This window comes from Occultella gossypii, from assembly GCF_019947135.1.
Taxonomy (GTDB): Bacteria; Actinomycetota; Actinomycetes; order Actinomycetales; family Beutenbergiaceae; genus Occultella; species Occultella gossypii.
Window position 1 is genome coordinate 28,205 of sequence record NZ_JAGSHT010000029.1, and the last position, 17,641, is coordinate 45,845.

General features: G+C 72.2%; 15 protein-coding genes. 8 read left to right on the top strand and 7 right to left on the bottom strand.

Annotation, left to right across the window (positions count from 1 at the left end):
• Nucleotides 1-90: 90 nt before the first annotated feature.
• Nucleotides 91-696: a VWA domain-containing protein gene (locus tag KCQ71_RS25420; RefSeq protein WP_223411492.1), complete on the top strand. Its 606-nt coding sequence runs from the start codon at nt 91-93 to the stop codon at nt 694-696.
• A 78-nt stretch (nt 697-774) separates the two neighbouring features.
• Here the strand turns inward: KCQ71_RS25420 and KCQ71_RS25425 are convergent, their stop codons facing one another.
• Together KCQ71_RS25425 and KCQ71_RS25430 are read right to left on the bottom strand one after the other, a co-directional pair.
• A complete protein-coding gene (locus tag KCQ71_RS25425; protein WP_223411493.1) occupies nt 775-1,416 on the bottom strand; it encodes an NAD(P)-dependent oxidoreductase in 642 nt (213 codons plus the stop codon).
• Nucleotides 1,413-2,438: an EamA family transporter gene (locus KCQ71_RS25430; protein ID WP_223411494.1), complete on the bottom strand. Its 1,026-nt coding sequence runs from the start codon at nt 2,436-2,438 to the stop codon at nt 1,413-1,415. Before KCQ71_RS25430 ends, KCQ71_RS25425 begins: the two co-directional genes overlap by 4 nt.
• Before the next feature lie 106 nt (nt 2,439-2,544).
• Here KCQ71_RS25430 and KCQ71_RS25435 point away from each other — a divergent pair, with 106 nt between their 5' ends.
• On the top strand, nt 2,545-3,051 hold the full coding sequence (locus tag KCQ71_RS25435) for a MarR family winged helix-turn-helix transcriptional regulator (RefSeq protein ID WP_223411495.1): 507 nt from the start codon (nt 2,545-2,547) through the stop codon (nt 3,049-3,051).
• 57 nt (nt 3,052-3,108) lie between these two features.
• Here KCQ71_RS25435 and KCQ71_RS25440 read toward each other — a convergent pair whose 3' ends face one another.
• Nucleotides 3,109-3,516, bottom strand: coding sequence for a winged helix-turn-helix transcriptional regulator (locus KCQ71_RS25440; protein ID WP_223411496.1), 408 nt, complete (start codon nt 3,514-3,516; stop codon nt 3,109-3,111).
• 67 nt (nt 3,517-3,583) lie between these two features.
• Between KCQ71_RS25440 and KCQ71_RS25445 the strand changes: the two genes are divergently transcribed.
• Nucleotides 3,584-4,558 carry an NAD(P)-dependent oxidoreductase gene (locus KCQ71_RS25445; protein ID WP_223411497.1) on the top strand — a complete coding sequence of 325 codons (975 nt, stop codon included), beginning with the start codon at nt 3,584-3,586 and terminating at the stop codon, nt 4,556-4,558.
• A complete protein-coding gene (locus KCQ71_RS25450) occupies nt 4,555-5,463 on the top strand; it encodes an NAD(P)-dependent oxidoreductase (protein ID WP_223411498.1) in 909 nt (302 codons plus the stop codon). Before KCQ71_RS25445 ends, KCQ71_RS25450 begins: the two co-directional genes overlap by 4 nt.
• Here KCQ71_RS25450 and KCQ71_RS25455 read toward each other — a convergent pair.
• The 3 genes from KCQ71_RS25455 to KCQ71_RS25465 are packed head-to-tail and all read right to left on the bottom strand — an operon-like array spanning nt 5,444 to nt 8,168.
• Nucleotides 5,444-6,361 carry a phosphotransferase family protein gene (locus KCQ71_RS25455; RefSeq protein WP_223411499.1) on the bottom strand — a complete coding sequence of 306 codons (918 nt, stop codon included), beginning with the start codon at nt 6,359-6,361 and terminating at the stop codon, nt 5,444-5,446. The genes KCQ71_RS25450 and KCQ71_RS25455 overlap by 20 nt on opposite strands.
• Nucleotides 6,358-7,368 carry an electron transfer flavoprotein subunit alpha/FixB family protein gene (locus KCQ71_RS25460; protein WP_223411500.1) on the bottom strand — a complete coding sequence of 337 codons (1,011 nt, stop codon included), beginning with the start codon at nt 7,366-7,368 and terminating at the stop codon, nt 6,358-6,360. Before KCQ71_RS25460 ends, KCQ71_RS25455 begins: the two co-directional genes overlap by 4 nt.
• Nucleotides 7,369-7,382: 14 nt before the next feature.
• Nucleotides 7,383-8,168: an electron transfer flavoprotein subunit beta/FixA family protein gene (locus KCQ71_RS25465; RefSeq protein WP_223411501.1), complete on the bottom strand. Its 786-nt coding sequence runs from the start codon at nt 8,166-8,168 to the stop codon at nt 7,383-7,385.
• Nucleotides 8,169-8,237: 69 nt separating this feature from the next.
• Here KCQ71_RS25465 and glgX point away from each other — a divergent pair, with 69 nt between their 5' ends.
• From glgX to KCQ71_RS25485, 4 genes are all read left to right on the top strand, one after another.
• On the top strand, nt 8,238-10,460 hold the full coding sequence (glgX, locus tag KCQ71_RS25470) for a glycogen debranching protein GlgX (RefSeq protein ID WP_223411502.1): 2,223 nt from the start codon (nt 8,238-8,240) through the stop codon (nt 10,458-10,460).
• 241 nt (nt 10,461-10,701) lie between these two features.
• A complete protein-coding gene (locus KCQ71_RS25475) occupies nt 10,702-12,357 on the top strand; it encodes an FAD-binding dehydrogenase (RefSeq protein ID WP_223411503.1) in 1,656 nt (551 codons plus the stop codon).
• Nucleotides 12,358-12,388: 31 nt separating this feature from the next.
• Nucleotides 12,389-13,513, top strand: a complete 1,125-nt coding sequence (gene trpS, locus KCQ71_RS25480; RefSeq protein ID WP_372454125.1) for a tryptophan--tRNA ligase — start codon at nt 12,389-12,391, stop codon at nt 13,511-13,513.
• 278 nt (nt 13,514-13,791) lie between these two features.
• A complete protein-coding gene (locus tag KCQ71_RS25485) occupies nt 13,792-14,769 on the top strand; it encodes a type IV toxin-antitoxin system AbiEi family antitoxin domain-containing protein (RefSeq protein WP_223411504.1) in 978 nt (325 codons plus the stop codon).
• Nucleotides 14,770-14,954: 185 nt separating this feature from the next.
• On the opposite strand, the gene glgP is transcribed toward KCQ71_RS25485, so the two are convergent.
• Entirely contained in the window at nt 14,955-17,546 is a 2,592-nt protein-coding gene (gene glgP / locus KCQ71_RS25490) for an alpha-glucan family phosphorylase (protein ID WP_223411505.1), read from the bottom strand.
• Nucleotides 17,547-17,641 lie beyond the last annotated feature (95 nt).

A 17,641-nucleotide genomic window follows, 5' to 3' on the forward strand; every position in this document is an offset into this window, starting at 1 on the left:
CCACCGGTACCACCCCACCGACGAAGGGAACCGCCATGACCGACCCAGAACTTCACCCACATCGCATTCCTGCTCGACCGTTCCGGCTCGATGCAGTCCATCAAGTCCGACACCGTCGGCGGCTTCGACGCGTTCATCGCGGAGCAGCGCGGCGAGCCGGGCCGGTGCACGGTCTCCCTGTCCCAGTTCGACAACGAGTACCAGGAGGTCTACGCGGATCGGCCGATCACCGACGTGCCCTCGCTCGACCTCGTCCCGCGCGGAAGCACCGCCATGCTCGACGCCATCGGACGCCTGATCAACGCCACCGGCGCCCGGCTCGCGGCCCTGCCCGAGGCGGAGCGTCCGGGCACCGTGATCGTCGGCATCATGACCGACGGCCTCGAGAACGCCTCGAAGGAGTTCAGCCGCACCCAGATCAAGGCGATGATCGGCGAGCAGACCGACCGCTACGGCTGGCAGTTCCTGTACATGGGCGCCAACCAGGACGCGATCGAGGTCGGCACCGGGCTGGGCGTGGACCCCGGCCTGGCCGTCACCTACTCCTCGACCAAGGTCGACGCGGCGATGCGCATGACGAGCAAGAAGGTCGCCGGAGTGCGCGCCGCCATGGCCGCGGGCATGCCGGCACCCGCCGCGCGCGCCGCGCACGGCTACACCGAGGCGGAGCGCGCGCAGGTGGGCGAGGACGGCTGACCCCTCGTGTGCCGAGGCGCCCGACGGCGTCGCGTCCGCCGGTCGGGCACCTCGCCTTGGCGCGGCCGAGCGGTCGCGTCAGGATCCGACCGTGACGACGCCCCCGCGCGCCTCGGGCCGCTCCAGCTCGTCAAGCGCGGCCACGGCCAGGTCCTCCATGGACAGTCCCGACGAGCCGTCCGGGGCCACCACCAGCTGGCCGCCCTCACCCAGGCGGTAGCGGCCGGTCCGCTCCCCGGGTCCGAGGTTCGCGGGCGGTCCGAGGTAGGTCCACGATCCTGAGTGGTCGCGGCACGCGGCGAGCTGGGCGACGCTGGCCGCGGCGATGGTGCGCCACTGCCGGGGGACGTAACGTTCGTCATCGATCGCGAGCCGCCCGGCACCACCCGGTACCAGCAGCGGACCGGCGCCCCCGACGATCAGCAGCCGGGTCCCGGCGTGGCTCGCGGCTCGCAGCAGCGTCTCGGTCGCGTGCCGGACCGTGTGCTCCTGGCCCGTCGTCGGCCGGATCGCACTCACCACCGCGTCCTGACCACGCAGGGCGGCCCGCAGGGCCACTTCGTCGGCGACGTCGAGCAGTCGCACCGGCCGGCCCGGCGGCAGCTCGCCACGGCGAGCTCGGGAGCGCGCGAACGCACTGATCCGGTGGCCGCGTTCCAGCGACTCCACCACCACCCGGGACCCGACGGCCCCGGTGGCACCGAGTACGGCGATCCTCATCGGCGCACCCGCGCCGGGCCGGCCTCAGCGGACCGATCGATGCCGACTCCGAGCGTGACGAGCTCCGTTCCGGGATGCGCGAGGGCGGCCACGGAGGCACCTGCCGTAGCCAAGGGCTCGACCGCCCGGGCCGCCGTCGGGACGTTCTGCTGCTCGGACGCCGATGGCGGCGCCGCGGCGCCGGTCCGCAGCTGCCCGGCCACGATCGCGCTGAGCGCCAGTGCGAACCCGAGGAGCTGCGCAGGTTCGAACCGCTCCCCCAGGACCAGCGCACCCAGCGCCGCGGCAACGACCGGGGAGAGCAGCGCGAGCATCGCGGCCGACGTCACCGGGATCCGCCCGATCCCGGTGAACCACAGCGCGTACGCGAGCAGCCCGCCCACCAGCCCCAGCCAGGCGTAGCCCGCCACGGCCGGCGCGTCGATGCCCGCGGGCACGCCCTCCACGATCAGCGTCAGCGGGAGCAGGAACAGCCCGCCGGCGGTGAGTTGCCAGCCGGCGAACGCGAGCGCCCCGGCCGGCCTGCCCCAACGCTTCGTCAGCGTGACGCCGAGCCCCATCGACGCGGCCCCGGCGAGCCCGGCCACGACCCCGAGCAGATCCGGCACCGCGTCACCGCGCAGCACCACCAGCGCCACGCCGAGCACCCCGACGACTCCCCAGCCGAGCCGCCAGGCCGACCACGCCTGGCCCAGCAGGACCACCGCGAGCACGGCCACGATCAACGGCTGACCGGCGCCGAGGGTGGCCGCGAGGCCGCCCGGCAACCGATAGGCAGCCACGAACAGCAGCGGGAAGAACGCCCCGATGTTCAGGACGCCGAGCACCGCCGCCCGCCACCACCAGGAGCCTCGGGGCAGCGCGCGGGAGAGCGCCACGGCCAGCAGGCCCGCGGGCAGAGCGCGCATCAGGGCGGCGAAGAGTGGCGCATCCGGTGGCAGGAACTGGGTCGTCACCAGGTAGGTCGTGCCCCAGACGAGTGGGGCGAGGGCCGTGGCCATCGTCACGGAGAGGCGTCGCATCTCAAACTCCTTAACGTTGAACTATTCAACGTGAAGCACTGTAGGATGAACGGAGTCGGTTCGTCAAACAATTCAACGTCAAACAGTTCAACATCAAGGAGTCGCCGTGGAAGACGCCGTGGATGCCCGCCTGCAGCAGTGGGGCGTGGTCCGGCCCGATCTCGACGTCTCCGCCATGGGCGTGATCGGGCGCCTGTCCCGATTGACCCGGCTGCTCGAAGGCAGCCTGCAGGAGATCTTCGATGCGCACGGTCTGCAGCCTGGCGAGTTCGATCTGCTGGCCACCCTGCGGCGAGCGGACCCGGAGGGCACCGGCCTGACCGCGGTGGCGCTGGCCCGTGCGGCGATGCGGACCTCCGGGGCGATCACCAACCGCCTCGACCGTCTGGTCGCCAAGGATCTGGTGCGCCGCGACGTGGACGAGGCCAATCGACGCGCCATCCTGGTCACGCTCACGCCGAAGGGGCGCACCGTGCTGGACGCCGCGCTGGCCGATCACGTCGCGAACGAGGAGCGTCTGCTCGCCGCCCTCGACGCGGCCGAACGCGAGCAGCTGGCGGGCCTACTGCGCACCCTCCTGCTCGCCCACGGCGACGAGGCACCCCCGGCCTGACTCCCTCGACTCGCCTGGGGGCACGGAACCCTTCGTCCGGGTGGAACTCGCGGTGGACTAGGGAGTCGTGTGCGGGGCGACCATCGGCGCACCGATCCGCTTGATCCGGTCCGTCCCCCACGCACCCAGCGGTGCGAGAGCGGCGTTCAGCGCTGCGCCGGCCTCGGTCAGGGAGTACTCCACGCGCGGCGGGACCTCCCGGAACACCTCGCGATGCACCAGCCCGTCCACCTCCATCTCCCGCAGGTGCTGGACGAGCATCTTCTCGCTGACCCCGGGCAGGCCACGTCTGAGCGCGGAGAACCTACGGGTGCCGTGGTCGAGCTCCCACAGGATCAGTGACTTCCACTTGCCGGTGATCACATCCATGGCGGCGTCGATGCCGCAGATGTAGGGCCCCTGCCGCGGGCCGGACGACACCGCCTCGGCAGGGCTCGTCGGGGCTGTGACCTCGATGCTTACCATCCGGTGAGTATCCCACTTTGAAGTGGGTACTTGTGCGTGGGTGCGCGGCCGACGCAGTCTCGACGAGATGACTCCCACAACGGCCCCGCCACCCCACTCCCCGACCATGCCCGCAACGCCGGTCACCTCGGCGTCCAACTCCTCCACCACCCTCGGCTCCCCGGCGCACCCGCGGGTGAGCGTCCTCGGACTCGGGGCGATGGGCGCCGTGCTGGCCGGCACGCTGCTCGCCGCCGGGCACCCGACCACCGTCTGGAACCGGACCCACGGCCGGGCTGACACCCTGCGCGCCGCCGGCGCGATCGAGGCGACCTCCCCCGCCGAGGCGGTCTCCGCCGCCGACGTGGTGATCGTCTGCCTGTTCGATCACGCCTCCGTGCACCAGACGCTCGACCCGATCGCCACGCACCTCGCCGGCACCGACCTCGTCAACCTCACGACCACCACCCCGGAACAGGCCCGCGAGCTCGCCGCCTGGTCCGAGACCCACGGGATCCACCATCTCGACGGCGGCATCATGTCCGTCCCGGAGATGATCGGGCACGCGGGTTCCGAGATCCTGTACAGCGGATCGCCCGAGGTGTTCGGGCGCCGCCAGGACCTGTTGGCACACTGGGGGGCGAGCACCTATCTCGGCCCCGACGCCGGCCGTGCCTCCCTGGAGGATCTCGCGATCCTCTCCGGGATGTACGTGATGTTCGCCGGGTTCCTGCACGGCGCCGCCATGGTGGCCTCCGCCGGCGTCGGCGCCGTGGAGTTCGCCGGCCGGGCCGCACCGTTCCTGGCCGCCATGACCGGAGGTCTCGGAGGGCTCGCCGAGACCGTGGACGCCCGGTCCTACGCCGCGCCGGGCCAGCAGAGCCTCGACTTCTCCGACCTGTCTCACATCGTCCGGGCAAGCGCCGAGGCGGGCGTCAGCACCGAGGCCGTGCAGATGGTCCAGAACCTGATCACCCGCCAGCGCGATGCCGGCTTCGGCACCGAGGGCTTCGCCCGGATCTACGAGAGCATCACCGACACCACCTCCAGGAGCCACCGATGACCGCGCAGACCACACCGACCCCAGTGACGATCCTCGGCCTCGGCCCGATGGGCCAGGCCATGGGCCAGGCCCTGCTCGCGGCCGGTCATCCGGTCACCGTCTGGAACAGGACCGCGTCGCGCGCGCAGACCCTCGTCACGGCAGGGGCGAACCTCGCGCCCGACCCGGGCTCCGCCGTCGGGAGCAGTGAGCTGGTGATCCTCAGCCTCACCGACTACCAGGCGATGTACGACATCCTCGGCGGCCACACCGACGCGCTGCGCGGACGACTGCTCGTGAACCTCAGTTCGGACACCCCGGCGCGCACCCGCGACGCCGCGGACTGGGCACGCACCCACGGCGCCCGGTTCCTGACCGGCGGCGTGATGACGCCCCCGCCGACCATCGGCACCGAAGGCGCCTACGTCTACTACAGCGGACCCCACCCCGACTTCGAGGCACACTCCGCCGCGCTGGCCGTGATCGGTGAACCGCGGTATCTCGGCGAGGACCCAGGGCTCGCCCAACTCCTCTACCAGGCGCAGCTGGACGTCTTCCTGACGGCGTTGGCCGGCCTCCTGCACGCGACCGCGCTCGCCGGCAGCGGCGGCGTCAGCGCCACCGAGTTCGTACCGCAGGCGTTGGAGACACTCGCCGGCATCCCCGCCATGATCGAGGACGGTGACGCGCTCGGGGCCGCGTTGGACGCGCGCTCCCATCCGGGCGAGCTCAGTACGACCACCATGATGGGCGCCACCGCCGATCACATCGCGGCCACCTCGGCCGCCGCCGGCCTGGACCTCGGGCTGCCCGACGCGGTGGCCTCGCTCTACCGGCGAGCCATCCGCGCAGGCCACGGCGCCGACAACTGGACCTCACTGATCGAGGTCATCCGCGGAGCAGAACTCAGCGCAGCCGCTCCCTGAGCCACGCGAGGGCGATCTCCCCCTGGGCGCGCTGGAACGCGCGCAGGTGGGGGATCCCCGGTGGCGGCTGCTGCAGGGAACCGTGCACGAAGAACCCGGTCACGGCCGCGACCAGCGCGGTCACCGCGTCCGGGTCGGCCCCGCGGCTGAGCGGGTGTGCCCGCCAGAGCTCCTCGGGTTCGCCGCCACCCTCCAGCCCGACGCTCGGCAGCATCAGCACCAGGTCCACCCACGCGGCGCCCGAGGCGGCGTAGGGCCAGTCGACGGCGAGCAGCCGGCCGCCGGACCGGACCATGTTGTCCGCGCGCAGGTCGCCGTGCACCAGGGCGTCACCGGCCACCGCCTCGCGCCAGCCGTCCGCGGCGGTGGCAAGGAGCTCGAGGTTGGCCGCCACCCAGGGATCCCAGCCGGTCAGCGCCTCGCCCGACGCCAGCAGCAGATGCCACTCCCCGAACGTGTCCGCCTCGTTCAGCGGAGTGATCAGATCCACCCGCGGGGCGCTCACCCGACCGAGCGTGGCGATCAGCTCCAGCGCCTCGCGCAGCTCGTCCGGCTGCCACGGCGTCACCGGGCCGGGCCCCTCAGCGGCGTCATAGCCGAGGGCGATCCAGTCGCCGTCGTCGAGGGTCCAGCGCAGCCGGGGTGCCGGCACGTCCGGCGGCAGGATGGCGGCAACCGCCGCCTCCTGCCGGTACAGCTCGGCGCTGCGCTCGTGGAAGCTCGTGGCGACCGCCTTCACGAACGCCCGCCCGCCGTCGGCCGTGACCAGCGTGGCCGCCATGCCGGGGCTGTAGCCGCCCTCGTGGCTGTGCGCGGTGACCACCTCGCCGGTGTGCTCGATGACCAGCGAGCGGACGCCGTCGGGCAGGTCGGACCAGGCGAGCCGAGTCCGGCTCATGAGTCCGCGGCAGCGGCGCGCTGCTCGCGGATCGCGGCGGCAGCGGCGGGCAGGATCTCGTGCAGGTCCCCGATCACCGCGAAGTCGCTGATCTCCACGAGCGGCGCCTCGGAGTCGGTGTTCACCGCGATGATCGTGCGGGCGGCCTGCATGCCGCCGTGGTGGTGCGGCGCACCGGAGATACCGGCGCCGATGTAGACGCGCGGGGCGATGGTGACGCCGGTCTGGCCCACCTGCGCGTCGTGCCCGATCCAACCCTCGTCGACGGCGTCCCGGGTGGTCCCGATCGCGGCGCCGAGGGCGTCGGCCAGGTCCTCGACGGGTCCGAAGTCACCCGCGGTGCCCCGGCCGCCGGCGACGACGACGGCTGCCTCGGCGAGCGCCGGTCGGACCACGCCGCTCGCGTCCGCGGACACCTCGTGCACCACCCGGTCGAGGAGTTCCAGGCCCGCCGGCGCCGCGGCGGCCACGGGCAGCCGTTCCACGGCGGCCGCGCCCGGTGCGTCGGCGGGTTCCGCCGCGAGCGCGTTCGGGCGCAGGGTCGCCACAGCTAGGTCCGTGGTGACCGCGCACTCGGTGTCCCAGGTGCCGGCGAACACCCGCTTGCCGCCGACCAGCCGGCCGCCGTCGTCGGCGAGCGACGTCACGTCGATGAGCAGGCCGGCGCCGGTGCGCCACGCCGTGTGCGCGGCGATCTCCTTGTTCGCGAACGACGACGTCAGCAGCACCAGTCCGGCCCGCACGTGCTCGGCGGCGGCGGCCACGGCGGCGGCCGCCACCACGGGGATCTCGCGTGGGGCGTCGCCCAGGTCCGCCTGCAGCACCCGGTCGACGCCGGCCTCGGCGAGCTGGTCCAGCGCCGGCCGGCTCGGCTCGGACAGGGTCAGTGCGACCACGTCGCCCAGGGTGCGGGCGAGCGTGAGTGCCTCCAGCGCGGGTGAGCGGAGGGCGGCGTCGGCCGTGTTCTCGACCAGCACGAGGACGGTCCGGACAGCGGTCTCGGTCACGGGGGTCACCACTCTCAGATGAGGTTGTTGCTGATCAGGTAGTCGGCGAGCGCACGGCCGCCGGCGCCGGAGTCGGAGTCGGTCACGATCTCCGGCTCGGGACGGGGCGGCCGCGGCTCGGCCAGGACCACCTCCGTGCGCGCGGTCGAGGCGGCGTCGGCGAGGCCGAGGTCGGCGGCGCTGAGCACCTCGATCTCCTTGGCTCGGGCAGCCATGATGTCCTTGAACTTCGGGAACCGCGGGGTGTTCGCGAGGTCCGTCACGGCGACCACGGCCGGCAGTGAGGCACGTAGGGTCTCGGTGACGCCGTCGAGCTCACGCCTCGCGGTGAGCGCGCCACCGGCGTAGGTCAGTTCCTGCACCACCGTCAACTGCGGCAGGTCCAGGGCCGCCGCGAGCAGGGACGGCACCACCGCGCCGAGCCCGTCCAGCGCCGCCATTCCGGTGAGGACCACGTCGACGTCGCCGATACGCCGGATCGCCGCCGCGAGCGCGGTGGCGGTGCCGAAGTAGTCCGCACCCGCCAGCGCGTCGTCGGTGATCCGGATGCCGCGGTCAGCGCCCATCTGCAGGGCGCGGCGCACGGCGTCCGCGGCGACGTCCGGGCCGAGGGTGAGCGCGATGATCTCGTGCTCGCCGTCGCCGGCCGCGGCCACGAGCCCGAGCGCCGCCTCGACGGCGTTCTCGTCCACCTCGTTCATGGTGCCGTCGTCGGCGCTACGAATCACCCGGCGCTCGGCGGTGAAACCACGCGTGGATTGCAGGTCCGGGACGTGTTTGACACAGACTACGATTCGCATAGTCACAGCCTGCCACTGCGAGGCCCCTCCCTGGCAATCGCGACCGCCCTCCGACGGATCGACCACCTGATGTTGTTCACCGAGACCGACCCGCCCACCACTGCCGCACCCCGGCTGATCGGTGTGGAACGGGTCATCGGGAGCGCGCGGCACCAGGACCGGTACGGCACCCACCTCGTGCCCGGCGGGGTGGACACGGTCGTGCATGCTCCGCAGGCGACCGCCGTCGAGTTCTGCCTGCTCGACGGCGAGGGCGCGGACGCCACCGAGCGACGGTTCCGGCTGCTCGTGGGCGAGCACGGCCGCTGGCACGGACACATCCCCGAGGTCGGCCCGGGCCAGCGGTACGGACTGCGCGTGCACGGCCCGTGGGACCCGGCGCACGGCCAGTTCCACAACCCGCACAAGCTCCTCACCGACCCCTACGCCCGGGCAGTCGTCGGCTCGCTCGACCTGGTTCCGGCCGTGTACGGGCACATCGTTGACGACGACCTCCGCCCGGTCCCGGGGCAGGACGGGCGGGACGCCCGTGACAGCGCCGCGCACGTCCCGCACGGCGTGGTCGTCGACGACGCGTTCGACGACGAGCCGGTGCAGCACCCGGACACGCCCTGGGGCCGCACGGTCATCTACGAGGCGCACGTGCGCGGCCTGACCCGCCGGCTGCCCGGGGTGCCCGAGCACCTGCGCGGCACCTACGCCGGCCTGGCGCACCCCACGACCGTGGCGCACCTGCGTGACCTGGGCATCACCGCCGTCGAACTCCTCCCGATCCACGCGAAGGTGACCGAACCGGCGCTGACCATGCGTGGCGTCGTCAACTACTGGGGCTACAACACGCTCGGCTACTTCGCACCGGAACCGTCCTACGCCACGCAGGCCGCGCAGGCAGCCGGCCCGGCCGCGGTGCTGGCCGAGGTCAAGGGCATGGTCAAGCTCCTGCACCAGGCCGGGATCGAGGTCATCCTCGACGTCGTCTACAACCACACCTGCGAGGGCGGCACCGACGGTCCGCTGCTGTCCTGGCGCGGTCTGGACAACGCCGGGTACTACCTGCACGACGGCGCCGGGCACAGTCAGTACCTGGACGTCACCGGGTGCGGCAACTCGCTCGACTTCCGCAACCAGCACGTGGTCCGGATGACCCTCGACTCGCTGCGGTACTGGGTGACCGAGGTGGGCGTGGACGGGTTCCGGTTCGACCTCGCCACCACGATGGGCCGCAAGGGCACCACGTTCCTGGCCGACCACCCGTTCCTGGTGGCGCTGGCCTGCGACCCGGTGCTCGGCGGGCGCAAACTCATCGCCGAGCCCTGGGACCTCGGCCCCGGCGGGTGGCGCACCGGGCAGTTCGCGGCACCGATCGCGGAGTGGAACGACCGGTACCGGGACGTACTCCGGACCTTCTGGATCTCGGACGCGGCGGCCGCGGTGAACGGTGGGTACGGTCACGACCTGCGGGACCTGGCCACCCGGCTCGCCGGTTCGGCGGACATGTTCGCCCACTCCTCGGTGCCGGGCGGGCGTGGCCCGATCGCGAGCCTCAACTTCGTCACCGCCCACGACGGCTTCACGCTGCGGGACCTGGTCTCCTTCGACCACAAGCACAACGAGATCAACGGCGAGGACAACCGGGACGGAACGGACAACAACCGGTCGTGGAACCACGGCGTCGAGGGCGAGACGGACGAGCCGGAGATCCTGGCGCACCGGCGGCGCACCATCCGCAACATCCTCGGCACCATGATGGTCTCGGCCGGCACTCCGATGATCACGGCCGGGGACGAGTTCGGGCGCACCCAGCAGGGCAACAACAACGCCTACTGCCACGACGACGAGTCCGTGTGGGTCGACTGGGACCTGGCGCCCTGGCAGCGGGACCTGCAGGCCACCACCGAGCACCTGCTCACCCTGCGCCGGCGCAACCGCGTGCTGCGGCCGGCCCGGTTCCGGCCGTTCGACGCGCACGCGTCCCGGTCCCGACCCGCGCTGGCCTGGTTCGACGAGCACGGCGCGACCATGTCCCTGGAACGCTGGCACGACGTGAACCGCAGGGTGCTGCAGATGTTGCGCGGCGGCGAACGGGCCGACGAGCGCGACGCCCTGACCGTGATCAACGGCGCCGCGAACCCGGTCCACGTGACCCTCTCCAGCGACGGTCCGGAGTTCTACGAACTGGTCTGGGACTCGGCCTGGGAGCACCCCGACGAGCGTCCGTCCTCGGCGAGCGTGCCCGCCGGCACCACGCTCGAGGTCCCCGAGCTGAGCATGCGGATCTACCTGCAGGCGTAGCGCTGCGCCACTGACCCACGTGACGGGTCAGTGACGCAGGCGGTCGCACGGCACCGCCAGGTCCAGCCGCGTTGCGTCACTGATTCGCGTGACGGGTCAGTGACGCAACACGCCGGACGGCGCCCAAAGGATCAGCGATGCCGCGCCACGCGAGAAGCCTCGCGGGCCCGCCGGGGCAAGGCACCGCCGTCGGGCCTTGGCAGCGCCACCACCGGCGGACCACCTGGCTACGCTGAGGCCCATGACCGACACGGACGTCATCGTCATCGGCGCGGGCCTGTCCGGCCTCGTCACCGCCACCCGCCTGACCGCCCGCGGGCGGCGCGTCATCGTGCTGGACTCCGAACCCGCGGCCTCCCTCGGCGGACAGGCCTTCTGGTCGTTCGGCGGGCTGCTCCTGGTCGACTCCCCGGAGCAGCGTCGCCTCGGGGTGAACGACAGCGCCGAGCTGGCGTTCTCGGACTGGCTCGGGTCCGCGAACTTCACCGCCGGCGCCGACCGCGGCGAGGGTCCGGACGCACAGGGCTACGCATGGGCGCAGCGCTACGTGGAGTTCGCGTCCGGACCGATGCGCTCGTGGCTGCACGACGAGGGCGTGCGCTGGTTCCCGCTGGTGCAGTGGGCCGAGCGCGGCGGCTACCCCGCCGGCGGGCACGGCAACACGGTGCCCCGGTTCCACGTCACCTGGGGAACCGGCCCGGGCGTGCTGGCCCCGTTCCTGCGGGCGGCGCGGGCGGCCCGGGACGCCGGGCTCCTTCAGATCCGGTTCCGACACCGGGTCACCGCCCTCGTCACGACCGACGGCGCCGTGACCGGGGTGCGGGCCGAGGCGCTCGAGCCGTCGACGGTCGACCGGGGCGAGCCGAGTTCGCGCGCGGTCACCGGCGAGGTCGAACTGACCGCGGACGCCGTCGTGGTCGCCAGCGGCGGCATCGGCGCGAACCACGACCTGGTCCGGGCGGCCTGGCCGGCCTCCGCCGGTCGGCTTCCGGACCAGATGCTCTCGGGCGTGCCCGACGCCACCGACGGGTGGATGCTCGCCACCGCGGAGGACGCGGGCGCCGCGGTGGTGCACTCCGACCGGATGTGGCACTACCCGGAGGGCCTGCCGATGCACACGCCGGTCTGGGGCCGGCATGGCATCCGGATCCTGCCGGGCCCGAGCTCGCTCTGGCTGGACGCCGACGGCGGCCGGCTGCCGGCGCCGCTGTTCCCCGGCTTCGACGCACTCGGCGCGCTGCGGCACATCACCGGCCGCGGCGACTCGCACTCCTGGTTCGTGCTGAACAAGGCGATCATGGAGACCGAGTTCGCGCTCTCCGGCTCGGACCAGAACCCGGACCTGACCGGCAAGGACGTGCGGCTGCTCGCCCAGCGGGTACTGCCGGGCGCCGTCGGGCCGGTGGCGGCCTTCGCCGAGCACTCCCCCGAGTTCATCTGGGCGGCCACCCCGGCCGAGCTGGCTGCGGGCATGAACGCGCTCACCGGGTCGATGAGGATCGGCGCCGATGCCCTGACCCGCCTGATCGAGCTGCGGGACGCACAGGTGCGCAGCGGACTCGGGAAGGACCCGCAGCTCATGGCGATCAACCACGCCCGCACCTACGTGGTGGACAAGCGGATGCGGGTCAGCCCGCCGCGGCCACTGACCACCCCGAAGGACGGTCCATTGCTCGCGGTACGCCTGTCCGTGCTCACCCGCAAGACGCTCGGCGGGCTGCACACCGACACCGAGACCCGGGTGCTGCGCCCGGACGGGCAGGTGCTGCCCGGGCTGTACGCGGTCGGCGAGGCGGCTGGGTTCGGTGGTGGCGGTATTCACGGCGAACGCGCGCTGGAGGGCACCTTCCTCGGCGGCTGCCTGTTCTCCGGGCGGGTGGCCGGCGGCGCGATCTGATCCGAGCCTCGGGCGGCATTAGGGTATGCGGGTGACTTCCGCCGCCCTGCCCTCCGACCCGCCCATCGACGACGCCGAGCTCAGCACCACCGAGACGCTGGACCGCTCGCTGCTGTCCGCGGTCGCCCGGAGCGGGGAGATCGAGCAGGCCCTGGCCACGGATGCGAGCAGGTTCCGGGTGCTCACCGGGGACCGGCCGACCGGCCGCCTGCACCTGGGGCACTACCTCGGCACGCTGGCGAACCGGGTGCGTCTGCAGGACCTCGGCGTGCAGACGATGCTGCTGGTGGCCGACTACCAGGTGATCACCGACCGGGACGACGCCGGGCCGATCGCCGAGCGCACCCGTGAGCTCGTCACGGACTACCTCGCCGCCGGGATCGACCCCGCGCGGACCACCATCTTCGCGCACTCCGCGGTGCCGGCGCTGAACCAGCTGATGCTGCCGTTCCTGTCCCTGGTCACCGATTCGGAACTGCGCCGCAACCCCACCGTGAAGGCCGAGAACGAGGCCACCGGCGGCCGGCCGATGAGCGGCCTGCTGCTCACCTACCCGGTGCACCAGGCCGCGGACATCCTGTTCTGCAAGGCGAACCTGGTACCGGTCGGAAAGGACCAGCTCCCGCACCTGGAGCTGACCCGGGTGATCGCCCGGCGGTTCAACGAGCGCTACGCGGGCGGCCGAACCGTGTTCCCGTCCCCGGACGCCCTGCTCAGCGACGCCGTGAACGTGCTCGGCGTGGATGGGCAGAAGATGTCCAAGTCCCGCAGGAACACCATCGATCTGGCGATGACCGAGGACGAGACCACCAAGCAGCTCAAGCGGGCCGTCACGGACTCCGACCGGAACATCACCTATGACCCGGTCGGGCGGCCCGAGGTCGCGAACCTGCTCTCGATCGCGGCCCAGCTCGGCGCCGGCACCCCGGAGGAGCTCGCCGCGCAGATCGGCGACGGCGGTGGTGGCGGCCTGAAGAAGCTCGTCACCGAGGCCGTCAACGAGCACCTGCGCCCGATCCGGGCCCGCCGCCGCGAGCTCGAGGCCGACCCCGGCTACCTCGCCTCCGTACTCGCCGAGGGCAATGCCCGCGCCAACGAGATCGCCGACGCCACGCTCGCCGAGGTCCGCGAGGCGATGGGCATGACGTACGTCTGAGCAGCCCCCGGACCCCTCGTCCTGCCGCGCGAGCGTGCGATCGTCCGGCCCATCAGGGTGTTCCGCCGCATTACCGAACGTTCGCGCCCGGCACCGCCCACAGGGGAACCCGCCGACCGTGCGGTTCTGCGGCCCATCCGGGGTATCCGCCGCACAACAACTCCCGGTCTGACTCGCCCATCCGGCGAGTGGGACGCACAACCGCACCCTCGACGCGGCTCGGGCGGGCTGTCCACAGGCCTGGGACGGCGTCTGGGTAGTTCTGGTGACCTTGCGGGATGCGGAAAGTCAGCCATCCGGACCAGGCCACCGCCCTCGCCCGGAGTCAGGGCGGCCTGATCAGCGCCCGCCAGTGCGACGAACTGGGTATCAGCGGCGACCGCCGCACGGCCCTGGTCCGTCACGGCCTGTGGTACCGAGTGGTGCGCTCGGTCTACGACTGCCAACTTCCCACCGACGACGGCAATGCCTTCGATCGTCGCCGGCGGCGGTCGGCGTGGATCGCGCTCCTCGCGGCGGGACCGGACGCGGTCGCGACCGGAATGTGTGCCCTCGTGCTCCACGGTGTCTGGGGACTTCCCCAGGTGATCGCTCCGGAGGCGATGCTTCCCGGCGTGCGCGCCAACCGGGGGCCGGTCGGAGTCCGGATCCGTCGAGGTCCACGGACCGGGCGTATCGTGCGCGTCGGCAGCGCCCGCGCGGTCGACGTGCGCACCGCCCTCATCCAGGCGCTGCCGGAGTTGGATCGCAACACCGCGGTCGCCGTCATGGACTCTGCTCTCAATCGAGAACTCATCGACACCGAGGGACTCGCGTGGGTCCGCCGGCACCTGCGCGCACGCCGGGGGGCACGCAGGCTCGAGGCCTGGTGGCCGCTGGTCGACGGACGTGCCGAGTCGCCCCTCGAGACGCACGCCCGCCTGGACTGCCTCGACCATGGGCTGCCGCCGGAGGAGCTCCAGCTCAAGGTTCGGGACGGGCATGGCCGCCTGCTCGGCCGGGGTGACCTGGCCTGGCGACGAGAGGACGGAACATGGGTGGTCGCCGAGGTCGACGGCGAGGACATCCACTCCGCGACACCGGCGTTGTACCGCGACCGGAACCGTCAGAACGATTTCGCGATCGACTCGGACGTGACGCAGCTCCGCTTCGCTGCCCCGGACGTCTACCGACCGGGTGCGATCGCGGCCAAGGTCCGTGCCGCGCTGGCGTCGAACGTGCGATCCCGCGGCAGAACAGGCCGATCCGCCGCCTGATCGCACCGTCGGTTCGAACCCGCTCGGTCGAGAGTGTCCTTGTGCGGCCCATCAGGGCGATGGGCCGCACGATGACACCCCCGACGAAACTGCCCCGAGACGAACGTGTCCTTGTGCGGCCCAACGGAGCTGTGGCCGCACAAGGACACATTCGGTGTGATGCCGGTCGCGGCGGGGAACCGAACTCAGGCCGTGGCGACCAACGCCAGCTCGGTCGGACCCGCCAGGTCGCGGTGCTTGGGCACGATCCGGACGTTGTAGCCGAACGGACCGGACTGGGCGAGGGTGAACGCGCGGCTGAAGTGGTAGCGCCCGCCCTCGTAGGTGTCGGTCAGCTCCAGCTTGGACGTCCCGAACTCGTCGATCTCGTCGTTGTCGGAGACCCGGCCGTAGTTCATCTGGACCTCGACATCGTCCGGGCTGAGCTGGCCGAGCGAGACGAACGCCTTGATGGTGACGTGGTCGCCCACCTTGACCGCCTCGTGCAGCCCCTCGGACTCGACGTGGTCGACCCGCACACTCGGCCAGGCGGCGCGCACCGTGGCCTTCCAGTCCGCGAGCTCGATCGCTCCGGTGTACCCGGGGCCGTCGAGGTTCCGGTAGGACTGCGCCGTCGGGGTGTACAGCTCGGTGATGTAGTCGCGCACCATCCGGGTGGCCTGGACCTTCGGCCCGAGGGTGGCCAGCGTGTGCCGGATGTTCTCCAGCCAGTGCACGGGCAGCCCGTCGGTGCGGTCGTAGAACCGCGGCGCGACGGTGTTCTCGAGCAGGTCGTACAGCGCGGAGGCCTCGAGGTCGTCCCGACGCTCCGGGTCGTCGACGCCGTCGGCGGTGGGGATCGCCCAACCGTTCTGGCCGTCGTACATCTCGTCCCACCAGCCGTCGAGCACGGACAGGTTGAGCGCGCCGTTCAGGGCCGCCTTCATGCCGGACGTCCCACACGCCTCGAGCGGGCGCAACGGGTTGTTCAGCCACACGTCGCAACCCGGGTAGAGGGTCTGCGCCATCTCGATGTCGTAGTTCGGCAGGAACACGATCCGGTGCCGCACGTCCTCGGAGTCGGCGAACTGCACCAGCTTCTGGATCAGTCGCACGCCCTGCTCGTCGGCGGGGTGGGACTTGCCGGCGACCAGGATCTGCACCGGCCGGTCCGGGTCGGTGAGCAGCGCCCGCAGCCGATCCTCGTCGCGCAGCATCAGCGTGAGCCGCTTGTACGTGGGCACCCGGCGGGCGAACCCGATGGTCAGCACGTCGGGGTCGAGCACACCGTCAACCCAGCCGAGCTCGGCAGCCGAGGCGCCGCGCTGGGTCCAGGACTTGCGCACCCGGCCGCGGGCGTTGTGGACCAGCCGCTCGCGCAGCTGTCGGCGCAGCTCCCACAGGGTCGCGTTGTCGATGCCGCCGTCCTGCTTGTACCAGCCGCTCCCGGATTCGATCTCGTCGGCGGTGAAGTACTCGGCCTGGGCCCCGGCGAACAGCGGGTCGATCCAGGTCGGGCTGTGCACGCCGTTCGTCACGGACGTGATCGGCACCTCGCCGACGTCGAAGCCCGGCCACAACTGGTGGAACATCGACCGCGACACCTGGCCGTGCAGCTTGGCCACGCCGTTGGCACGCTTGGCCAGCCGCAGGCCCATCACGGCCATGTTGAACACGGTCGGGTCGCCGCCGTCGTAGTCCTCGCGACCGAGCGCGAGGACGTCGCCGACCTCGATCCCGGGGATCGAGTTGCCGCCACCGAAGTACTCGGCGATCAGGTCGGCACCGAAACGGTCGATGCCGGCGGGCACCGGGGTGTGGGTGGTGAACACCGTGCCGGCCCGCACCGCCTCGAGCGCGGCCGGGAACGCGAGCCCTTCCGACTCGATCAGCTCGTGGATGCGCTCGATGCCGAGGAAGCCGGCGTGGCCCTCGTTGCAGTGGTACACCTCGGGCGTCGGCGCGCCGGACAGCCGCGAGTGCAGTCGCAGGGCCTTGACCCCGCCCATGCCGAGCAGCAGCTCCTGCTGCAGCCGGTGCTCGCTGGTGCCGCCGTACAGGCGGTCGGTGACCTTGCGGGCCGCGTCGTCGTTGTCGGGCACGTTCGAGTCGAGCAGGAGCAGCGGGACCCGGCCGACGTCGGCGCGCCACACCTGGGCGTGCAGGGTGCGCCCGCCGGGCAGCGGCAGGCTGATCCGCGACGGCGTCCCGTCGGCTTCGCGCAGCAGCGTCAGCGGGAGGTTGTCCGGGTCGAGCACGGGGTAGGTCTCGTGCTGCCAGCCGTCCCGGGTCAGGGACTGGCGGAAGTAGCCGGCGCCGTAGAGCAGGCCGACGCCGACGATCGGCGCGGCGAGGTCGGAGGCGCTCTTGAGGTGGTCGCCGGCCAGGATGCCGAGGCCGCCGGAGTACTGCGGCAGTGCGGCGGCGATCCCGAACTCGGCGGAGAAGTACGCGACGGCGGCGGGCAGGGCCGGCTCGCCGGCCTGCTCCCGACGGCGTCCCTCGGCCTGGTACCAGCGGTCCTCGCTCCGGTAGGTGTCGAGGTCCGCGGCGAGCGCGCGCACGCGCTCGACGAAGCCGGCGTCCGCGGCGAGCTCGGCCAGCCGCTCCGGCGACAGCGACCCGAGGAGCCGGATCGGGTCGCCGTGGAAGGCCTCCCACCGCTCGGGGTCGATCGAGGAGAATAGGTCGCGGGTAGGTGCGTGCCAGGCCCAGCGCAGGTTCAGGGCGAGGTCGTCGAGTGCGCCGAGGTCCTCGGGCAGGACGGTGCGAACGGTGAATCGTCGAATGGCTCTCACACCGCGAGCATAGGGGACTCGCAACGGATTGCGAACCTTGCAACGTTCTTGCAAGGCCGCCTCGCCCGACTGACCGACTCCACGTGTGGAGGAGC